Below are 14973 nucleotides of genomic sequence, written 5' to 3' on the forward strand. Positions count from 1 at the left end.
TTATTTCCGATGTTTCGGAAGCGCTTTTTTCGATTTTTCTAAATCCATTTTGTCCGGACTCAATCTTCGCATTCGATAGGCGTTCATGGCTGTTTTCCCTAGTCGATTAGTCAGCTTATGATTGATATAGGCCCCTACTACGGCACCCACTCCTGGAATCAACTGCAGCAATTTCGCCAGATCTAAATGGTCTCGATATTCCTGCTGAAAAGACCGCCAATCGAACGCATTGATATCGGTAGGCAACTTATCTTTTTGCACCTCCCAGTTGCTGATGATCAAATAGATTTCATTCCTGCGCTTTTGGCTAGAAAAAGCCAGTTGAAAAACATGAAGGATAAATAACCGCTCCTTATAATCTTTTGTGTCTATCCCATAAGATGCCGCAATGTCAAAAAGCATCTTCATCTTTATCGACAACCAAAGTGGAAAATCAGCCAAACCACTTACAAACCCTCCAAATCCTGTAATGGCGCCTTCGGCAGTGGCAGTGGAAGTGTATTTATTGATTTTATCTTTGACCTGCTCCTCGATATCCATCATCGATCGAACCTCTGTTGAAGGCTTGGTAGTAAAATCTGCTCCGAACAATACCGCTCTTGTCAGTTCTTTGATCACTTTGGTAATGACCTGATGTAGCTTGTTGGGTAACAGACTATTTATCTTGGTTTGTATCTTCCGAATAGCTGCATTGGAGACGGAGGGGGTACGCTGCATGGTCACTTGCCACTCTGCCAATTCTCTGGCTATTTTCTCTTCGTAATTAGACATCTACTAATATTTTCTGCATTTCGAATTGCTTCAGATCCTTGGTAAAACCTAAATTTTCAAAAAATGAAATGATTCCTTCATGTTTGGATTCAATATTTAGAACTGACATTGTTTTGCTTTCACTCAACAAATGTGCCCTGCTTACCAATGCTGTCCCAACTCCATTCCTCCTATGCTTATTGTCTACGGCTAATTGGGTAATTCTTCCATTTTTTGGTTGAAAAATAATGTAGCCCTCTATCTCATCTGCGTTTCGACATTCTAGAATTGTCTCCTTAGCCAAGTGATATTTGACTTGGGTCAATTGATCGAGCATGCTTGGATTTATATCTCCTAATGCCAAATACTCTTCGATAGTAAATTCTCGAACTTCCTTCACACTTATTGAATTATCAAAACTGCTTTTCAAAAAGCCATCTTTCAGCATCAAACATTGAAAGGTTTTCGTTTTGTCAAATCCTGATCTGGTATAGGCTTTAATCGCCTGGTCATTATCTGTCAATACTTCAAGCACACATTTTTCTACTCCTTCCACCTTCAGTTGAGGCGTTATAAAATCGTACAGCTTGGCGGTCAGCCCTTGACCTAGATAACCTGGGATGACGCCAGTCCCACCATTGTAAGCTGCCAATTGCCCTTCGTATTCATTGATGGTTTGGAAAATAAAACCTACCAGTTTGTCACCAGAAAAAACAGCCGGAGATAGATCGAAATTGATATTTAATTTATACAGCATTCGGTCCTCAAAGGCCTCTCGAGACATTTTCATATTGACCTGATAGTTTGAGAATGCTTCTACAAATGACCTATGCATTTGACCCATGTCACCTTTAGTAAGCGTCCGATAATGCAAGGAAGAAGCCATTAGCAAAGTCTAGCTCCGTTCGGTAATTTTCTTTCGACAGAGGATAGAACAATATCTCCTTGCTCATCAGCAAAACCAGTCACCAATACCTCAGACATGAATTTCCCGATCTGCCTTGGTGGAAAATTGACTACACATATCACTTGTTTTCCAACAAGCTCTTCCAAAGAATATAGCGCTGTGATCTGTGCACTGGATTTTTTTACACCAATCTCTTCGCCCAAATCAACCGTGAGTTTGTAAGCCGGTTTTCGAGCTTCTGGATAAGGTTCTGTGGTAAGGATAGTTCCTACTCTCAAGTCTACCTTTTCAAAATCACCCCAATTGATTAACTCTTGACTCATACTCTATCTAATACTTTTTGAATTAAATCGTCAACTATTTTTCCTGGCTCTGAGGCGAACTCATGAGTGACTCGATTGGCTAGAATCGCATTTAAACTCAGCACCTCGTGACCCAATAATCTCCCTAAGGCATAGTATCCCGCAGTCTCCATTTCAAAATTGGTCATCCTAAAATCGCCTTGTCTGAATTGGTTCAATGTATCCATAAATCGAGGCAGTTTATTTTTCGCTCGTAAGGTCCTTCCTTGAGGCCCATAAAATCCAGGGCAAGTGGCTGTGTTACCGTGTAACATATCAAAGGCCAGCTTTTCTTTCAAAAGTTGTGAACCAGCCACAGCATACGGCGCGAAAGGCAAACCTGTTTCAGATTGGAGCGACTTCGAAAGAGACTCCTCTTCTGGCGACTGATTCAATTCATAGTAGCACATCAAAGTATCGAAGCCCACGGCTATTTCTGTCGCTAATAGTGAACCTACAGGAATATCCTCCTGCATACTTCCAGAGGTACCTATCCTAATAATATTGAGGCTGGTTTTTTGTTCTTTGATCGTTCTAGTGGAAAGATCTACATTGACGAGCGCATCGAGTTCATTGAGGAAAATCTCAATATTGTCAGTGCCCATACCCGTACTCATGACAGTCAGTTCTTTGCCTTTATACAATCCCCTATGGGTGACAAATTCCCTGCATGATTTCTTAAAATCTACGCGATCAAATCGATCTGTGATTTTGGCCACGCGTTCAGGGTCACCTACGCTGATAATCGTATCACTGATATCCTCAGGTTTTAAATGGAGGTGATAGACACTTCCATCAGGATTCAAAATAAGGTCTGTTTCAGAAATTTGGGCCATGCTCTTTTCAAGAAAAATAATTCCTGAAAAGATAGCAAAAACTAAAAGAGGATAAGCATATATGGGCCGTTATGCGTCTACCTTTTGGGCAGGGTTACCAAATACGGTGTCTCCATCAGCCACATCTGCTATGACTACGGATCCTGCTCCTATCCTGGCATTTTTCCCTATTTTGATGCCGCTCACTAGCACTGAGCCTGCGCCTACAAATGCATTCTCCCCAAGAGTCACATTGGCACTTACAGTAGCTCCGGCCCCTATCTGCACAAAGTCACCCAATTTAGCATCGTGGTCAACTGTACAGCCACTGTGTAGAATACAGTGATTAGCCAAATCTGAACCAGCTCCCAAAGTCACATTAGCATTGATGAAATTGCCATGACCCAATACTGCTGACTTGGCGATATGTGCAGAAGCATGGATAGCATTGGTTGGCATCACTTTGCGCTTTTCGATCAATGTTTTAGCAATGCTTTGCTTCTCTTTGCTATCATCGGTAGCCACAAAAGCCTCACATTTTTGACCTATTAACTTTAGGAATCCCTGATCCGTAGTTTTGCCTAAAACTGGAATATTGTCAATTTCTGTATCGTGGAGTTTTTTATCGTCATCCAAAAAGCCATAAACGACATTTCCATTAGATTCAAAGATTTCAAGTGCAGCTCTACCTAGGCCGCCAGTACCAAAAATGATTACGGGATTTTCCATGCCGCAAAGGTAGAGAAAGTGTGAATTGAATCGCTATTTTATTTTCTTAGATTAACAGGAATTTTCTGGCTTTCTGCAAGGCACAAACGAATCATATTATCAGTAATGGCTTTGAGCGCTGTGGAATCTTTGCCTCCTAAGCCATAACCACTACACCAATCCATAGTGCCCACATTATAGATAATTCCAGTTGAGTCCGCTTTTTTACCAAAGACAAAGGCACCATTTCGGTTATCGCCAAGGGAATCATAAGCCAATAATTCTGTTCTGGCGAACGATTCATTATTCAGTCCAATGGGTTCACCTTTTTTGTATTTCATCAACACCCCGTCATATTCCTTGGAAGGGACATTCAGAATATCTAGTTTATCTTCTCGCACATCCTGAAAAAGTGGATGGGTCTTGTCAACTACTTTGTAGCCATTAAAACCAATACCATTTTTTCTACCATATCCTCCCTGGAGAAAATCTGAGATAATACTTTCTCCAATAGGGTAATTAAGTGAAGGGTCCGACCAATTTACCGTTCGCAATAGTGGATTTTCAATTGGATCTTCCATAGATTTATAGCAAATCATGACGTCATTCTTATCAGAATATCTGACCTGCCACCACATGGTATTTCCGGATAAAATAATAGCATGTCCTCCTTTGGAGATAAACCAGTCAAAATTCTTTCGGGCTTGTCTGCTCCAATATTCACTGTGGCCAGCGATTATTAAAACTTCCAAGTTTTCTAAACTTTCTTTACGATCCATATCTAAATCAGATAAGTATGAAAATTGGAATTCCTTATGATTGAAAAAATGCCTCAGGCCATGAAAGGATTGAAAAGAAACATAAGGGAAAGTGGGTCTCAAAAAAGATACTTGTGTGGCCTGCTGGGAAAACATGCCATATAGACTCTTTCCGCCAGAAATATTGTACGCATTACAAGTATTCGACGGATACAATACACCTATTTTGGCCTCATCTCCTTTCACTAAAACAGGCACCTTCTTCTCCCATAAATAGATTCCACCCTTGAGCTCTGGAATCACATATTCAAATGTTTTCTGATAGCCATATCCCTTCTCACTCCCATTTTCACTTGCTGTTTGTGGTTTTACCTCTACCCACGCAGAGTCTACTGCTTGATCATTTATATCATACAACTTTAACCAAACAGATCCTTGACTAGCTGAGTTGATAAAAACCTCGCATGTGTCCCCCCAATCGTAAGATTGCTTATCTGTATACCCGTCTACAACCGGACTGTCCTTCGCTCCGTACCATTGGTCAAATACAAACTGAGCATACAGTTTATTGTCTGACAAATACTGGAAGGCCTTATTGAAACCAAATGCTACAGATATAATAGCAAACATGATCAATCCCCATTTGAATCTATTTTTCATTTGTAGAAGCTATCTTTTTTGGAGCGAACAAAACCATAAGGCTAACAAAGAAAAAAAATGGCATATAGGCTATTTTGTACCTAGATAGTGTTCCAATATTTGGTGTTGTCAGCGCAAGCAAAATACTCGCGATAATGACATACAAAAGTAAAAACAACACTTCTCTTGAAAGATTCAGGCTACCCTGTTTTACCATTTTCCAAATAGCCAGAAAGACTACAAATAAAACGACGAAATTTTCAACACTCGCTATAAATAGAAATGGGTTATTTGTATTAAAAGTCAAAGGAGAAAATAGACCCACAAAGAGAGCTTTTGGAGCACTCACGATTAGTCCAGCCCAGCTAGCGTTAAGATTCGGATAGTAAACATATCTTTCAGATTGAGCTTCTATGACCTTACGCAAGTATTCTCGATTCACTACTTCTGGTAAAATGCTCAGGTTAAGGTTTGGGCTAAAGAAAGAGAGCGCAATAAAAAAAATCAGTACTACGCCCATAATTGAAGCCAACTGAATCACCTTGCCCTTAGCCTGATTGTATTTGAATATCAATAGATATAGGACTAACACAGGCACAGCAAGTGCTGCCAAATAATATTTAACTCCTGCAAGAATGATAACACTAATGAGAGATATCACCATGTATATAATTTTTTGCCTCCCTGGAGCATGAGCCATGCTTATCACAGAAGCAAGCAAAAGAAAAATAGCTATTGTAGAAAGAGACTCCTTGAAAAGACCTCCGGACCAAAAAGCCACTGATGGATAAAAAAGAAAAGCTCCCACGCTGGCATACAATATTTCTGGCCTGTAATAATTAAACACTAAAGTCCTGACAAAATACCATGTAACAAGAAAACTTATAACTGATACATAGAGAGAACAGATCCAATAGACACCTCCAGAAAACAGCACTGGAATAGAAAGAAAACCTAAGAAAAAAATTGTTCTTGAATTGAGCGAACTAAGTACTTGTGCCAGCCCTTGATTAGATAGGATGGCTGTCTTTGGTGAAAACGGATCATTGATCAAGGTAGAGACCAAATCCCAAGAGGTATTGAAGAATAGAAAGATATCTCCATTTCCGTTATAATAATATTGATAAACTAATCCTGCCGCCCATCCAGCCAGCACCTTGAAAATTAAAGCAGGGAAAAAAAATTGCCTCAAATTTTGATCTGTTGAATCATATCTCCAAACCTGCCGAATCATAAAGACGATTGCAAATAGACCAACCAACATCAAAAACCATTTCATTTTAATCGGTAATATTCAAGTGAAAATTATTGGGTAATCCATTACAGCCATTTGACAATATGAAAAAGTAAGGTTGAAGTTGGTTACTTATACTTATCCATTAATCAAGCTGACCCCAATTTTACAGGATAGACACTTCTTTTTCAAACAAAATTCCTTTCTAAGCCCAATCATCGCTTGACTATCGAAAGCATCCTTGGCTTTTAGTCCCAAGTCATTCCATTCTTTGGAAATGAAATTATTTTCTGCCTTCACAGTCTGCAGTAGTTCTACCGCTTTATCCATATAGCTGCCTTCATCCGTATATTGTGCATAAGCTGCCAATAGAGGTGCCACAGAATTGATCAAAATCAAATCTATACTCGCTTTCCCTATATTCTTCGTCGGTCGTTTTCTCAACTTTCCAAAGTCATAGTGCTTTTGCCAATAGTTTGATACCTCAAAGTCGAACATACTTTGAAGTTCTTTACTATCTCTAAAATGAATAAATTGATCGAAGCACTTTACATTTTTGGCAAGAAAAGAAGAAAATTGTGCCAAACGCACCGTTGGGAAATTCCCTGGCCTTAGCCTCAAAAATTTCCATTCAGCTTTCAATAAGGTTAAATCCTGAAGTCTATACTTTTTAGATAAATAACTAAACTCCTTTTTTAGCGCCGATCCATAAGCATCTCCGTCCACATGAAGAAATCCCGCTATACCAAAAATTAGCGCTTCAATCTGATCAATTTTTTCTACATGTTTGACTATTACCTTGTGACTTAAGCTTTGGGACAATTTAAGTAATGGCTCTTCATTGGTTTTAAAACCGAAATTTTTAGCCAGCAACTGATAAGTTGTCTCTTCCCAATTTCCATTGTTTTTATTCAAAAGATGCAGAATATACTCAGACTTTTGCTTCAATCTCATCACACCCACCTGCTCAAGCATGGATATTTTATCAATGTCCTTCACCTGACCAAACTGATCAGCACAGGGTATTTTTTCTGGACTCTTGATTAATTGATTACACTTTTTGAGTAGCTCGGGCTTGATTCGATCCTGTAGTTCTAGCACGGGAAGCACTTGCCCATTAGCCAATTGTACTTCCGCATCATGCTCCCATACCACGTGTAGAACTACATTGTTATAAGCTTCATCCTGTTGATGATGGTGCCTATTCCAGTCAGAAGATCTCAAATGCAGCTCCACATGACCATACCAAGTGATGTCTCCTATCAATAGTTTTGCATTCAGAAAATCGGGCCCGGCATCAGTATTATAATTACCAATAGCATATACTTGGATTTGTTGTCCGTCATGCGTGGTCAATGATGCATTATTAAACTTTTGGAATTGCCAGATGAAATGTAAAAATGATTCCCTCACGGTTGGTTAGGTTGGGTGATGAAATGATTAGCGCTTTATATCCAATTTAACCGCTGATTGTATAAAGTCAAAATTAGGTTAAATCCAATTTCTGTTCGAATGAAGCGTCCCCTCCATCGAAGTCTTCCATTTTTTGTAACAACCCTTCTACATTCTCATCAGTCACAAATAAATTCAAATTAGAAAACTTTACAAATCCCTCTTCATGCATATGCTTAAACAATGTCAATAGTTTTTCATAGAAATTGTTGATATTCAAAATGCCTATCGGTTTTTTAACCAACCCCAGTTGTGCCCAGGTCAAGATTTCTGCCAGTTCTTCTAATGTTCCAAATCCGCCAGGCAACGCGATGAAACCATCAGACTTATCAACCATAATCGTTTTTCGCTCATGCATATTTTTGGTTTGAATCAACTCTGAGACATCAGTATTTGTTATTTCTACCTGATCCAAAAATTCAGGGATAATACCGGTCACATATCCTCCATTGCTCAGACAAGCTTGGGCTACGGCTCCCATTATACCTATTCTTGCACCACCATAAACCAACCTAATTGATTTGGTCGCCAACGCCGTACCAAGCTCTGTAGCTGCATTTACATAGCGTACATCTTTGCCTAAGGAGGAGCCGCAATACACACAAATACTTTTCATTAAACTAATATAATGGCTGCAGAGGAACTTTGAATATATCATTTGATAAATCCTCTTTGAATAAAAGGTTGGACGTGTGAACTGATAAAGATAAATTTGCGCACATTTTAAGCATTGCTATGGCCAAGGAAAAAATAAAAGCAGAAGAGAAGCGGGCGTTCAGTAAAGAAAATTTTGGCAAGCTCTATGGTATCTTCAAATACTTATTGCCCTACAAATCCAAGTTTGTAATAGGGTTGGTCTTCTTGGTTCTAGGTAGTTTTCTTTTACTCGCCTTTCCTTTGATAGCTGGAAAATTAATTGATGTGGCCTCTGGTGAAGGGACCTGGTGGCTAAATGACATCAACAGCATCGCCATGAGCTTAGTTTCCATCCTTTTCTTACAAGGAATTTTCTCCTTTTTTAGAGTCTATCTCTTTGCGCAAGTCAGTGAAAATGCCATGGCTGATGTTCGATTTGACCTATATAAAAAACTACTCTATCTGCCCATTACATTTTATGATCGTCATCGCACTGGAGAATTGATGAGTAGAATGTCTTCTGATGTCACCTTGCTTCAGACCACTTTCTCCACAACATTAGCTGAAGTTATACGCCAGATCGTGACATTGATTGCAGGAATCGTAATCATTTTTGTGATAACGCCGGCACTCAGCACCTTCATGATCATGACACTTCCGGTCATCATCATCGCTGCCATGATCTTTGGAAAAAAAATCCGAAAATTATCTCGCCAGTCCCAAGATGAATTGGCCCATTCTTCAACCATCGTGGAAGAAACATTACAGTCCATATTGGCTGTGAAATCTTTTACCAACGAATTATTCGAAAAAGCCAGATATAAAAAATCACTCAATGAAGTAGTTTCACTCGCCTTAAAAACTGCCACCTTTCGAGCGGGTTTTATTTCGTTTATCATTTTTGCATTGTTTGGAGGAATGGTAGCTATCCTTTGGTATGGAGCCCTTTTATTGCAAAGAGGAGAAATGACCTTGGGAGATTTAACCTCTTTCGCTTTTTATACAGCTTTTATTGGCGGATCGATTGCCGGCATTGGAGACTTGTTCGGGCAAGTTCAGCGAGCCATTGGTGCATCAGAGAGAATCTTAGAAATACATGATGAATCCTCTGAGACAGAAGCACCCGAACCATCAGAATTAGAGAAATTCAAAGGTGACATCTCTTTTGATCAAGTGAATTTTCAATATCCCAGTAGACAGGATATGCCTGTGCTTAATAATCTCTCTATGGAGGTTGGATCGGGCGAGAAAGTGGCCTTAGTAGGAAAAAGTGGTGCTGGAAAATCAACAATCGCTCATCTACTCATGCGATTGTATGATGGCTTTGAAGGATCGGTAAAGGTAGACGGTCAGGATATCGCCTCGTATGATCTTACTGCATTCAGAAAGAATATTGGAATTGTACCTCAAGAAGTTATCCTTTTCGGTGGTACGATCAGAGAAAACATTGCCTATGGCAAACCTAATGCCACGCAAGAAGAAATTGAGCTGGCTGCAAAAAAGGCGCACGCGTTAGAATTTATCATCTCCTTTCCAGAAGGGTTCGATACCGTAGTAGGAGAACGAGGAGTGAAATTATCTGGCGGCCAACGACAGCGAATTGCCATCGCTCGAACTATTTTAAAAGATCCATCTATTCTAATCCTAGATGAAGCTACAAGTTCGCTTGATGCCGAGTCCGAACAACAAGTACAGCTTGCACTCAATGAATTGATGAAAGGCAGAACGACATTGATTATTGCTCACAGATTGGCAACAATCAAAGAGGTAGATAGAATCTATGTGATCGAAAATGGAAAGATTGAAGAATCTGGTGCTCACAATGAGCTCATTGACAATGTAAAAGGCACCTATCACCACCTAGTCAACCTTCAATTGGTTAATTAAGTATAGAATTCTGCTATAAATTTCATTATCTCCCTGATAATCACTTCCTTTGCGCCTTGTTAATCGGAAGTAGCGAATAACAGACTAAAAACCACCAAGATACATACCCATGATTCTCAATTTGTTTTCGGGCACTAACGAAGCCTTGCTTTTTGGCATATTCGGAATTGTAATCATCCTTTTCCTTGCAGTAGACCTCGGACTCGTTCACAAAGGACCTTCCAAGATCACGCAAAAGGATGCGCTGCTACAGACCATATTCTGGATAGTAGTTTCGTGTATTTTTGGCGGGCTTATTTACTTTTTCGGAGGCGGTGCCGATGACGCCTTAGAGTACTTCTCTGCATACGTTACGGAGAAGGCCCTTTCTGTTGATAACATTTTCGTTATCCTGCTAATCTTAAGGTACTTCAAGATTAAAGATGAGTACTACCATGACATTCTGTTTTGGGGAATCTTAGGTGCTATCGTTTTCAGAGCAATTTTCATATTTCTGGGAGCCCTACTCATCGGTGAATTTCACTGGATACTCTACATTTTTGGTGTCTTCCTGGTTTACTCGGGTATCAAAATCTTCAATGAAGATGATGATATGGAAATCGAGCCAGAAAAAAATATCCTTACCAGATGGGCTAAAAAGGTACTTCCCATTTCTACTGAAGACAGAGGTGGACGATTTGTATTCATAGAAAAAGGAAAACTGTGGTTTACTCCACTTTTTCTAGTCATTCTTCTCATCGAATCAACTGATTTAATTTTTGCAGTAGACTCCATCCCTGCGGCATTTGCAATCACACAAAATGAATTTGTGATTTATACTTCAAATATTTTTGCCGTTATGGGACTCCGTGCCATGTTCTTCTTATTGGCCAATATATTGGATCGCTTTTATCTACTACAAAAAGGCCTTTCTATTGTCTTAATATTCATTGGCGTAAAAATGCTTATGGAAATGAGCATAGTGCAGCAGGGATTTCAAATGGCATTCGGTATTGAGCACGCTCATATTCCTATCATCTGGTCTTTCATTGTTATCATGGCAGCACTTACTCTTTCTATTGTTCTGTCTATCATGTTTCCAGAAGAGGAGAAAATCGTTGAGCCAGTGGAAACCACTAAAAATTAATACACTTTATCGTTACTTTTGATGTCTAATTTTCGTTAGGCACTTATAAAAAGTAAACTATGTACATCCCATTTGACGAAATGGCTGACACCTCGCGTGTTTGGATATATCAAGCTGACAAACAACTTTCCACAGCTGAACAATCTCAAATTGAATCTAAATGCAACTCCTTTCTACAAGAATGGGCTGCACATGGACAGGCATTAAAGAGTTCGTTCCAAATTATCCATGATAAATTTTTGGTGATTAGTGTCGACGAATCATTCAATCAGGCAAGCGGATGTTCCATAGATGCTTCCGTTGCACTTGTTAAGAACCTAGAGCAGGAACTGGGAATCAATTTCTTTGACAGAACAAAAATTTGTTTCCTTGTTAATGATGAGATTGTTGAAATACCTTTAAACGGAATCAAATCTGAGGTTGAAAATGGAAATATTAAATCGGACACGTTAACATTTAACAATTTGGTTTCCGACATTCGTTCATTTCAAACCGACTGGAAAGTAGAAGCAAAAAACAGTTGGCTCAAACGCTATTTCCAGTAAGGGGCGTATATTAGGAATGTGTTTTATCTTTAGGTAAACTATAAATGGATTTTATGGCCAGCAACAACAAACTTTTCAGTTTATTTCTAATTATCCTTTTGACTTCATGTAGCGCTTCCAAAAAAGCAAATAAGAGTCTTGAAGCGGGAGAATACAGCGATGCCATATACCTGTTAGAAAAGTCGATAAAACCAGACGACCCTGAGTCAAATTTTCTGCTGGCCGAAGCCTATAGAAAATCTAACCGAATTCAAGAAGCTGAACCCTATTACATGGCTGCCATCGATGCAGGCGTCCAGGATGAAAGCGCCTTTTATTACTATGCCGTCTCACTCAAGGCCAATGATGACGTAAAAAGAGCCAATCAAGTACTCGAAGACTATCTGAAAAAAGGCCAAGATGATGCCGTGGTGGCATTAGCCGAACGCGAACTGAATAACCTGGGACAACTTCCAGAAATAGAAACACGAGTGAATCATTTCAGGGTTAAGAACCTTGAAGCGATCAACACAAAGTTCGCTGAATATTCACCGTTCTATAGTGATGGGAAACTCTATTTTACATCAAACAGGCATGGCGGTAAAATCTACAAAGGCACAGGAACTCCCTTTACAGACATCTACATGGTAAATACCCGGGGGGCAAATGTAGATCTCGCAACTCTGGAAGAGCTCAGCCCAATTATCAATGAACCCAATGTAAATCTAGGTTCAATTACCATGTCTAAAAACGGCAATACGGTGATTTTTGCAAAAGGAAATTCGGGTAAATCCTCAGGAGCTAACGAAGTCAATCTTTATTTTACTCGCTACAGAAATGGCGCTTGGCAAACGCCTAGACCATTGAGCATTAATGGCCAAGACTCTTGGGACTCTACACCTGCCCTTAGTCCTGATGGCAAAACATTGTTTTTCTCATCTAACCGCGAAGGAGGATTTGGAGGACTGGATATCTACACAGCTTCATTAAACAGAAGGGGGAGATGGGTGGATGTTAGAAATATGGGAGAAGGAATAAATACGCCTGGCAATGAAATATTCCCTTATGTAGGCGGTACAGGAAAATTATATTTCTCTTCCGACGGTTGGCCAGGTTTTGGAGGACTAGATATTTTTGAAGCAACCAGAGCAGGCGGTCATGTAAAACTTGAAAACCTTGGTACTCCCATCAATTCGAATGCTGATGATTTCGGTCTCTTTCTTTTTAACCCTTCGCGCGGTTTTTTTACCTCCAACAGAAAAGGTGGCAAGGGAGATGACGACATCTATACTTTCGTCAATGATGATCCAGAATTGCGCATAGTGAATTACTGGCTTTCTGGCACCACGCTGACACATGAAACTGATAGTCAGTTGGTCGCTTTATCCAATACCAAAGTAGTATTAAGGGATCTGGATGATAACATCGTTGATGAGCAATTCACACAGGTGGATGGCAAATACAGGTTTCGTGTATTCTCAGAAGAAAAATATTATCTGGTTGCAGAAAAAGAGGAATACTTCACCACACGCATCGACTTTTCCACCATTGGAAAATCAGTTGATAAATCTACATTAAAAAATACTATAACAAATGTTGAGTTCGAAGTGGATCTTCCGCTGGAAAAAATCGTCGTAGACAAAGCTATTGTACTCAACAACATTTACTACGATCTCAACAAGGCAGATATTAAACCCGAGGCTGCTGCTGAACTGGATAAACTGGTCACTCTGATGAGAGACAACCCCAATATCAATATTGAGTTAAGTTCACATACTGATGTAAGGTCTAGTCACGAATACAATATGAGCCTGTCTCAGCGAAGAGCCCAGAGTGCAGTGAACTATATCGCTTCTCAAGGAATTGAGAACAGAAGAATGGTAGCGAAAGGATATGGAGAAACCAAATTGATCATCGAAAATGCCAAGACTGAAGAGGAACATCAGGTAAACAGAAGGACAGAATTCAAGGTTACTAGATACAATAAGAAATTCGAGAAGCAAAACACCGAAGATTATGACGAGTCAGATAGGTTTTTTGACGATGTAGAGGACTCACAGTAAACACCGATAGGATGTTTAGGGGAATTACCTAACCGTCTAATTAAAACGAACACCTCCAACTTTTTGTGAAAAATTTCAAATAAATATTTTTCCTTTTACTTGATTTTTTTTGCCAATTCTGGCCATTATCGTACCTTTTAAGGAACAAAATTCATTTTTAGGAGAATCCTGTATTCTCTTTTTTTTAAAAACGGTTGATCTTTGAAGTTGTAATGGGTGTAACGAACAGGCTTACATACAAGACTGTTTTAGATTACATAAACCGAAAAGACAATTGGGAGACAAACAAGCCTAACCAATTTGAGCGATAGATAAATATGAAAGGTTTTTTTATTAGAGCGACAAGAGTGACCCCCTCGATCTACTTCGATCCAGGAAAAGGGCTACTTGATATTCGAGGCAAATCAAGCCCGGAAAACCCATTGGTGTTCTACAGATATATCAATGACTCTATCGATCATTTTGGCAAGACAGACAAGGCGGCCATCACTCTAAATGCAGCCTTCGAGTACTTCAATACCAGCTCGTCCAAATGTATATACATACTCTTCAAGAAATTAAATGACCTTAAAGTAGAACGAGGAAAAGAGATACATATCAATTGGTACTACGAAGAAGGTGACGAAGATATGCTGGAAGCAGGCGAAGACCTGAGTTCATTCTTCAACTACGAATTCAACTATGTCGAAATCCCTGAGATAAAAATCTTAGGAGAAATGAAAGAAGAGTCTTCGGAGAATTAAATCAGAGCATTCTTAAGATATTCTAAAGGCCTTGTATATCTACAAGGCCTTTTTTGAATCTATTCAATTCACTTTTGGTCGAAAGAGCCAAAAATTCAATCTATCAATTCCTTTGATTCATCGATCATCTCATTTTAGTCATCTAAAACATGGCTCCTATTGGTCTAATAACTCGTTGTAAACCTTGAATTATCAATAATTCAATTCAACTTTGTTTTGTTGAATTAATTCTATTAATAATAATATTATTAGAATTAATTAGTTATATAAGTCAATTAAATATTTTTTTAATCCTATAAATCAAACAGCTATGGATCGAGAATATAAATATTTGTTGCTCTATTTTATCGGGTTGGTTTTGCTCACAATAGTTAGCTAGCCAACTAAAAA

The 14973-nt window shown here is 39.2% G+C and carries 14 protein-coding genes; 5 read left to right on the forward strand and 9 right to left on the reverse strand.

From position 1 onward, the window contains the following. The 9 genes from R8N23_RS20420 to R8N23_RS20460 all read right to left on the reverse strand — a co-directional run bounded on the left by R8N23_RS20420 (position 1) and on the right by R8N23_RS20460 (position 8220). On the reverse strand, positions 1-771 hold the full coding sequence (locus R8N23_RS20420; RefSeq protein WP_318173461.1) for an EcsC family protein: 771 nt from the start codon (positions 769-771) through the stop codon (positions 1-3). Continuing rightward, positions 764-1636, reverse strand: a complete 873-nt coding sequence (locus R8N23_RS20425; protein WP_318173462.1) for a GNAT family N-acetyltransferase — start codon at positions 1634-1636, stop codon at positions 764-766. Before R8N23_RS20425 ends, R8N23_RS20420 begins: the two co-directional genes overlap by 8 nt. Beyond that, positions 1636-1980, reverse strand: a complete 345-nt coding sequence (locus R8N23_RS20430) for a tRNA-binding protein (protein WP_318173463.1) — start codon at positions 1978-1980, stop codon at positions 1636-1638. The genes R8N23_RS20425 and R8N23_RS20430 overlap by 1 nt, the downstream gene beginning before the upstream one ends. Next, on the reverse strand, positions 1977-2834 hold the full coding sequence (locus R8N23_RS20435) for a nucleoside phosphorylase (RefSeq protein WP_318173464.1): 858 nt from the start codon (positions 2832-2834) through the stop codon (positions 1977-1979). Before R8N23_RS20435 ends, R8N23_RS20430 begins: the two co-directional genes overlap by 4 nt. Positions 2835-2903: 69 nt before the next feature. Beyond that, entirely contained in the window at positions 2904-3542 is a 639-nt protein-coding gene (locus tag R8N23_RS20440) for an acetyltransferase (protein ID WP_318173465.1), read from the reverse strand. 38 nt (positions 3543-3580) lie between these two features. Beyond that, positions 3581-4939 carry a N,N-dimethylformamidase beta subunit family domain-containing protein gene (locus R8N23_RS20445; RefSeq protein WP_318173466.1) on the reverse strand — a complete coding sequence of 453 codons (1359 nt, stop codon included), beginning with the start codon at positions 4937-4939 and terminating at the stop codon, positions 3581-3583. After that, positions 4929-6197: a hypothetical protein gene (locus tag R8N23_RS20450; RefSeq protein ID WP_318173467.1), complete on the reverse strand. Its 1269-nt coding sequence runs from the start codon at positions 6195-6197 to the stop codon at positions 4929-4931. The genes R8N23_RS20445 and R8N23_RS20450 overlap by 11 nt, the downstream gene beginning before the upstream one ends. A 93-nt stretch (positions 6198-6290) precedes the next feature. After that, complete coding sequence (locus R8N23_RS20455; protein ID WP_318173468.1) at positions 6291-7565, reverse strand: DUF2851 family protein; 1275 nt, start codon at positions 7563-7565, stop codon at positions 6291-6293. 73 nt (positions 7566-7638) lie between these two features. Further along, the gene (locus R8N23_RS20460) at positions 7639-8220 is read right to left on the reverse strand and encodes a TIGR00730 family Rossman fold protein (protein ID WP_318173469.1); all 582 of its coding nucleotides are present in this window, start codon (positions 8218-8220) and stop codon (positions 7639-7641) included. Positions 8221-8339: 119 nt separating this feature from the next. On the opposite strand from R8N23_RS20460, the gene R8N23_RS20465 reads away from it, so the two are divergent. The 5 genes from R8N23_RS20465 to R8N23_RS20485 all read left to right on the forward strand — a co-directional run bounded on the left by R8N23_RS20465 (position 8340) and on the right by R8N23_RS20485 (position 14583). Then, complete coding sequence (locus R8N23_RS20465) at positions 8340-10127, forward strand: ABC transporter ATP-binding protein (RefSeq protein WP_318173470.1); 1788 nt, start codon at positions 8340-8342, stop codon at positions 10125-10127. Positions 10128-10236: 109 nt separating this feature from the next. Further along, on the forward strand, positions 10237-11253 hold the full coding sequence (locus R8N23_RS20470) for a TerC family protein (RefSeq protein WP_318173471.1): 1017 nt from the start codon (positions 10237-10239) through the stop codon (positions 11251-11253). Between the two features lie 59 nt (positions 11254-11312). Continuing rightward, on the forward strand, positions 11313-11798 hold the full coding sequence (locus tag R8N23_RS20475) for a hypothetical protein (RefSeq protein ID WP_318173472.1): 486 nt from the start codon (positions 11313-11315) through the stop codon (positions 11796-11798). A 53-nt stretch (positions 11799-11851) separates the two neighbouring features. Then, positions 11852-13840: an OmpA family protein gene (locus R8N23_RS20480; RefSeq protein ID WP_318173473.1), complete on the forward strand. Its 1989-nt coding sequence runs from the start codon at positions 11852-11854 to the stop codon at positions 13838-13840. A gap of 317 nt (positions 13841-14157) precedes the next feature. Then, entirely contained in the window at positions 14158-14583 is a 426-nt protein-coding gene (locus R8N23_RS20485) for a DUF1987 domain-containing protein (RefSeq protein ID WP_318173474.1), read from the forward strand. The last annotated feature ends 390 nt before the right edge of the window (positions 14584-14973 follow it).

Source organism: Reichenbachiella sp. (assembly GCF_033344935.1).
Classification (GTDB): Bacteria; Bacteroidota; Bacteroidia; order Cytophagales; family Cyclobacteriaceae; genus Reichenbachiella.

Bases quoted from the DNA above. Each gene is read 5' to 3' on its own strand.
- R8N23_RS20465 (WP_318173470.1), top strand. From the start codon at position 8,340: ATGGCCAAGGAAAAAATAAAAGCAGAAGAGAAGCGGGCGTTCAGTAAA.
- R8N23_RS20480 (WP_318173473.1), top strand. From the start codon at position 11,852: ATGGCCAGCAACAACAAACTTTTCAGTTTATTTCTAATTATCCTTTTG.
- R8N23_RS20430 (WP_318173463.1), bottom strand. From the start codon at position 1,980: ATGAGTCAAGAGTTAATCAATTGGGGTGATTTTGAAAAGGTAGACTTG.
- R8N23_RS20445 (WP_318173466.1), bottom strand. From the start codon at position 4,939: ATGAAAAATAGATTCAAATGGGGATTGATCATGTTTGCTATTATATCT.
- R8N23_RS20460 (WP_318173469.1), bottom strand. From the start codon at position 8,220: ATGAAAAGTATTTGTGTGTATTGCGGCTCCTCCTTAGGCAAAGATGTA.
- R8N23_RS20440 (WP_318173465.1), bottom strand. From the start codon at position 3,542: ATGGAAAATCCCGTAATCATTTTTGGTACTGGCGGCCTAGGTAGAGCT.
- R8N23_RS20420 (WP_318173461.1), bottom strand. From the start codon at position 771: ATGTCTAATTACGAAGAGAAAATAGCCAGAGAATTGGCAGAGTGGCAA.
- R8N23_RS20450 (WP_318173467.1), bottom strand. From the start codon at position 6,197: ATGAAATGGTTTTTGATGTTGGTTGGTCTATTTGCAATCGTCTTTATG.
- R8N23_RS20470 (WP_318173471.1), top strand. From the start codon at position 10,237: ATGATTCTCAATTTGTTTTCGGGCACTAACGAAGCCTTGCTTTTTGGC.
- R8N23_RS20475 (WP_318173472.1), top strand. From the start codon at position 11,313: ATGTACATCCCATTTGACGAAATGGCTGACACCTCGCGTGTTTGGATA.
- R8N23_RS20425 (WP_318173462.1), bottom strand. From the start codon at position 1,636: ATGGCTTCTTCCTTGCATTATCGGACGCTTACTAAAGGTGACATGGGT.
- R8N23_RS20485 (WP_318173474.1), top strand. From the start codon at position 14,158: ATGAAAGGTTTTTTTATTAGAGCGACAAGAGTGACCCCCTCGATCTAC.
- R8N23_RS20435 (WP_318173464.1), bottom strand. From the start codon at position 2,834: ATGGCCCAAATTTCTGAAACAGACCTTATTTTGAATCCTGATGGAAGT.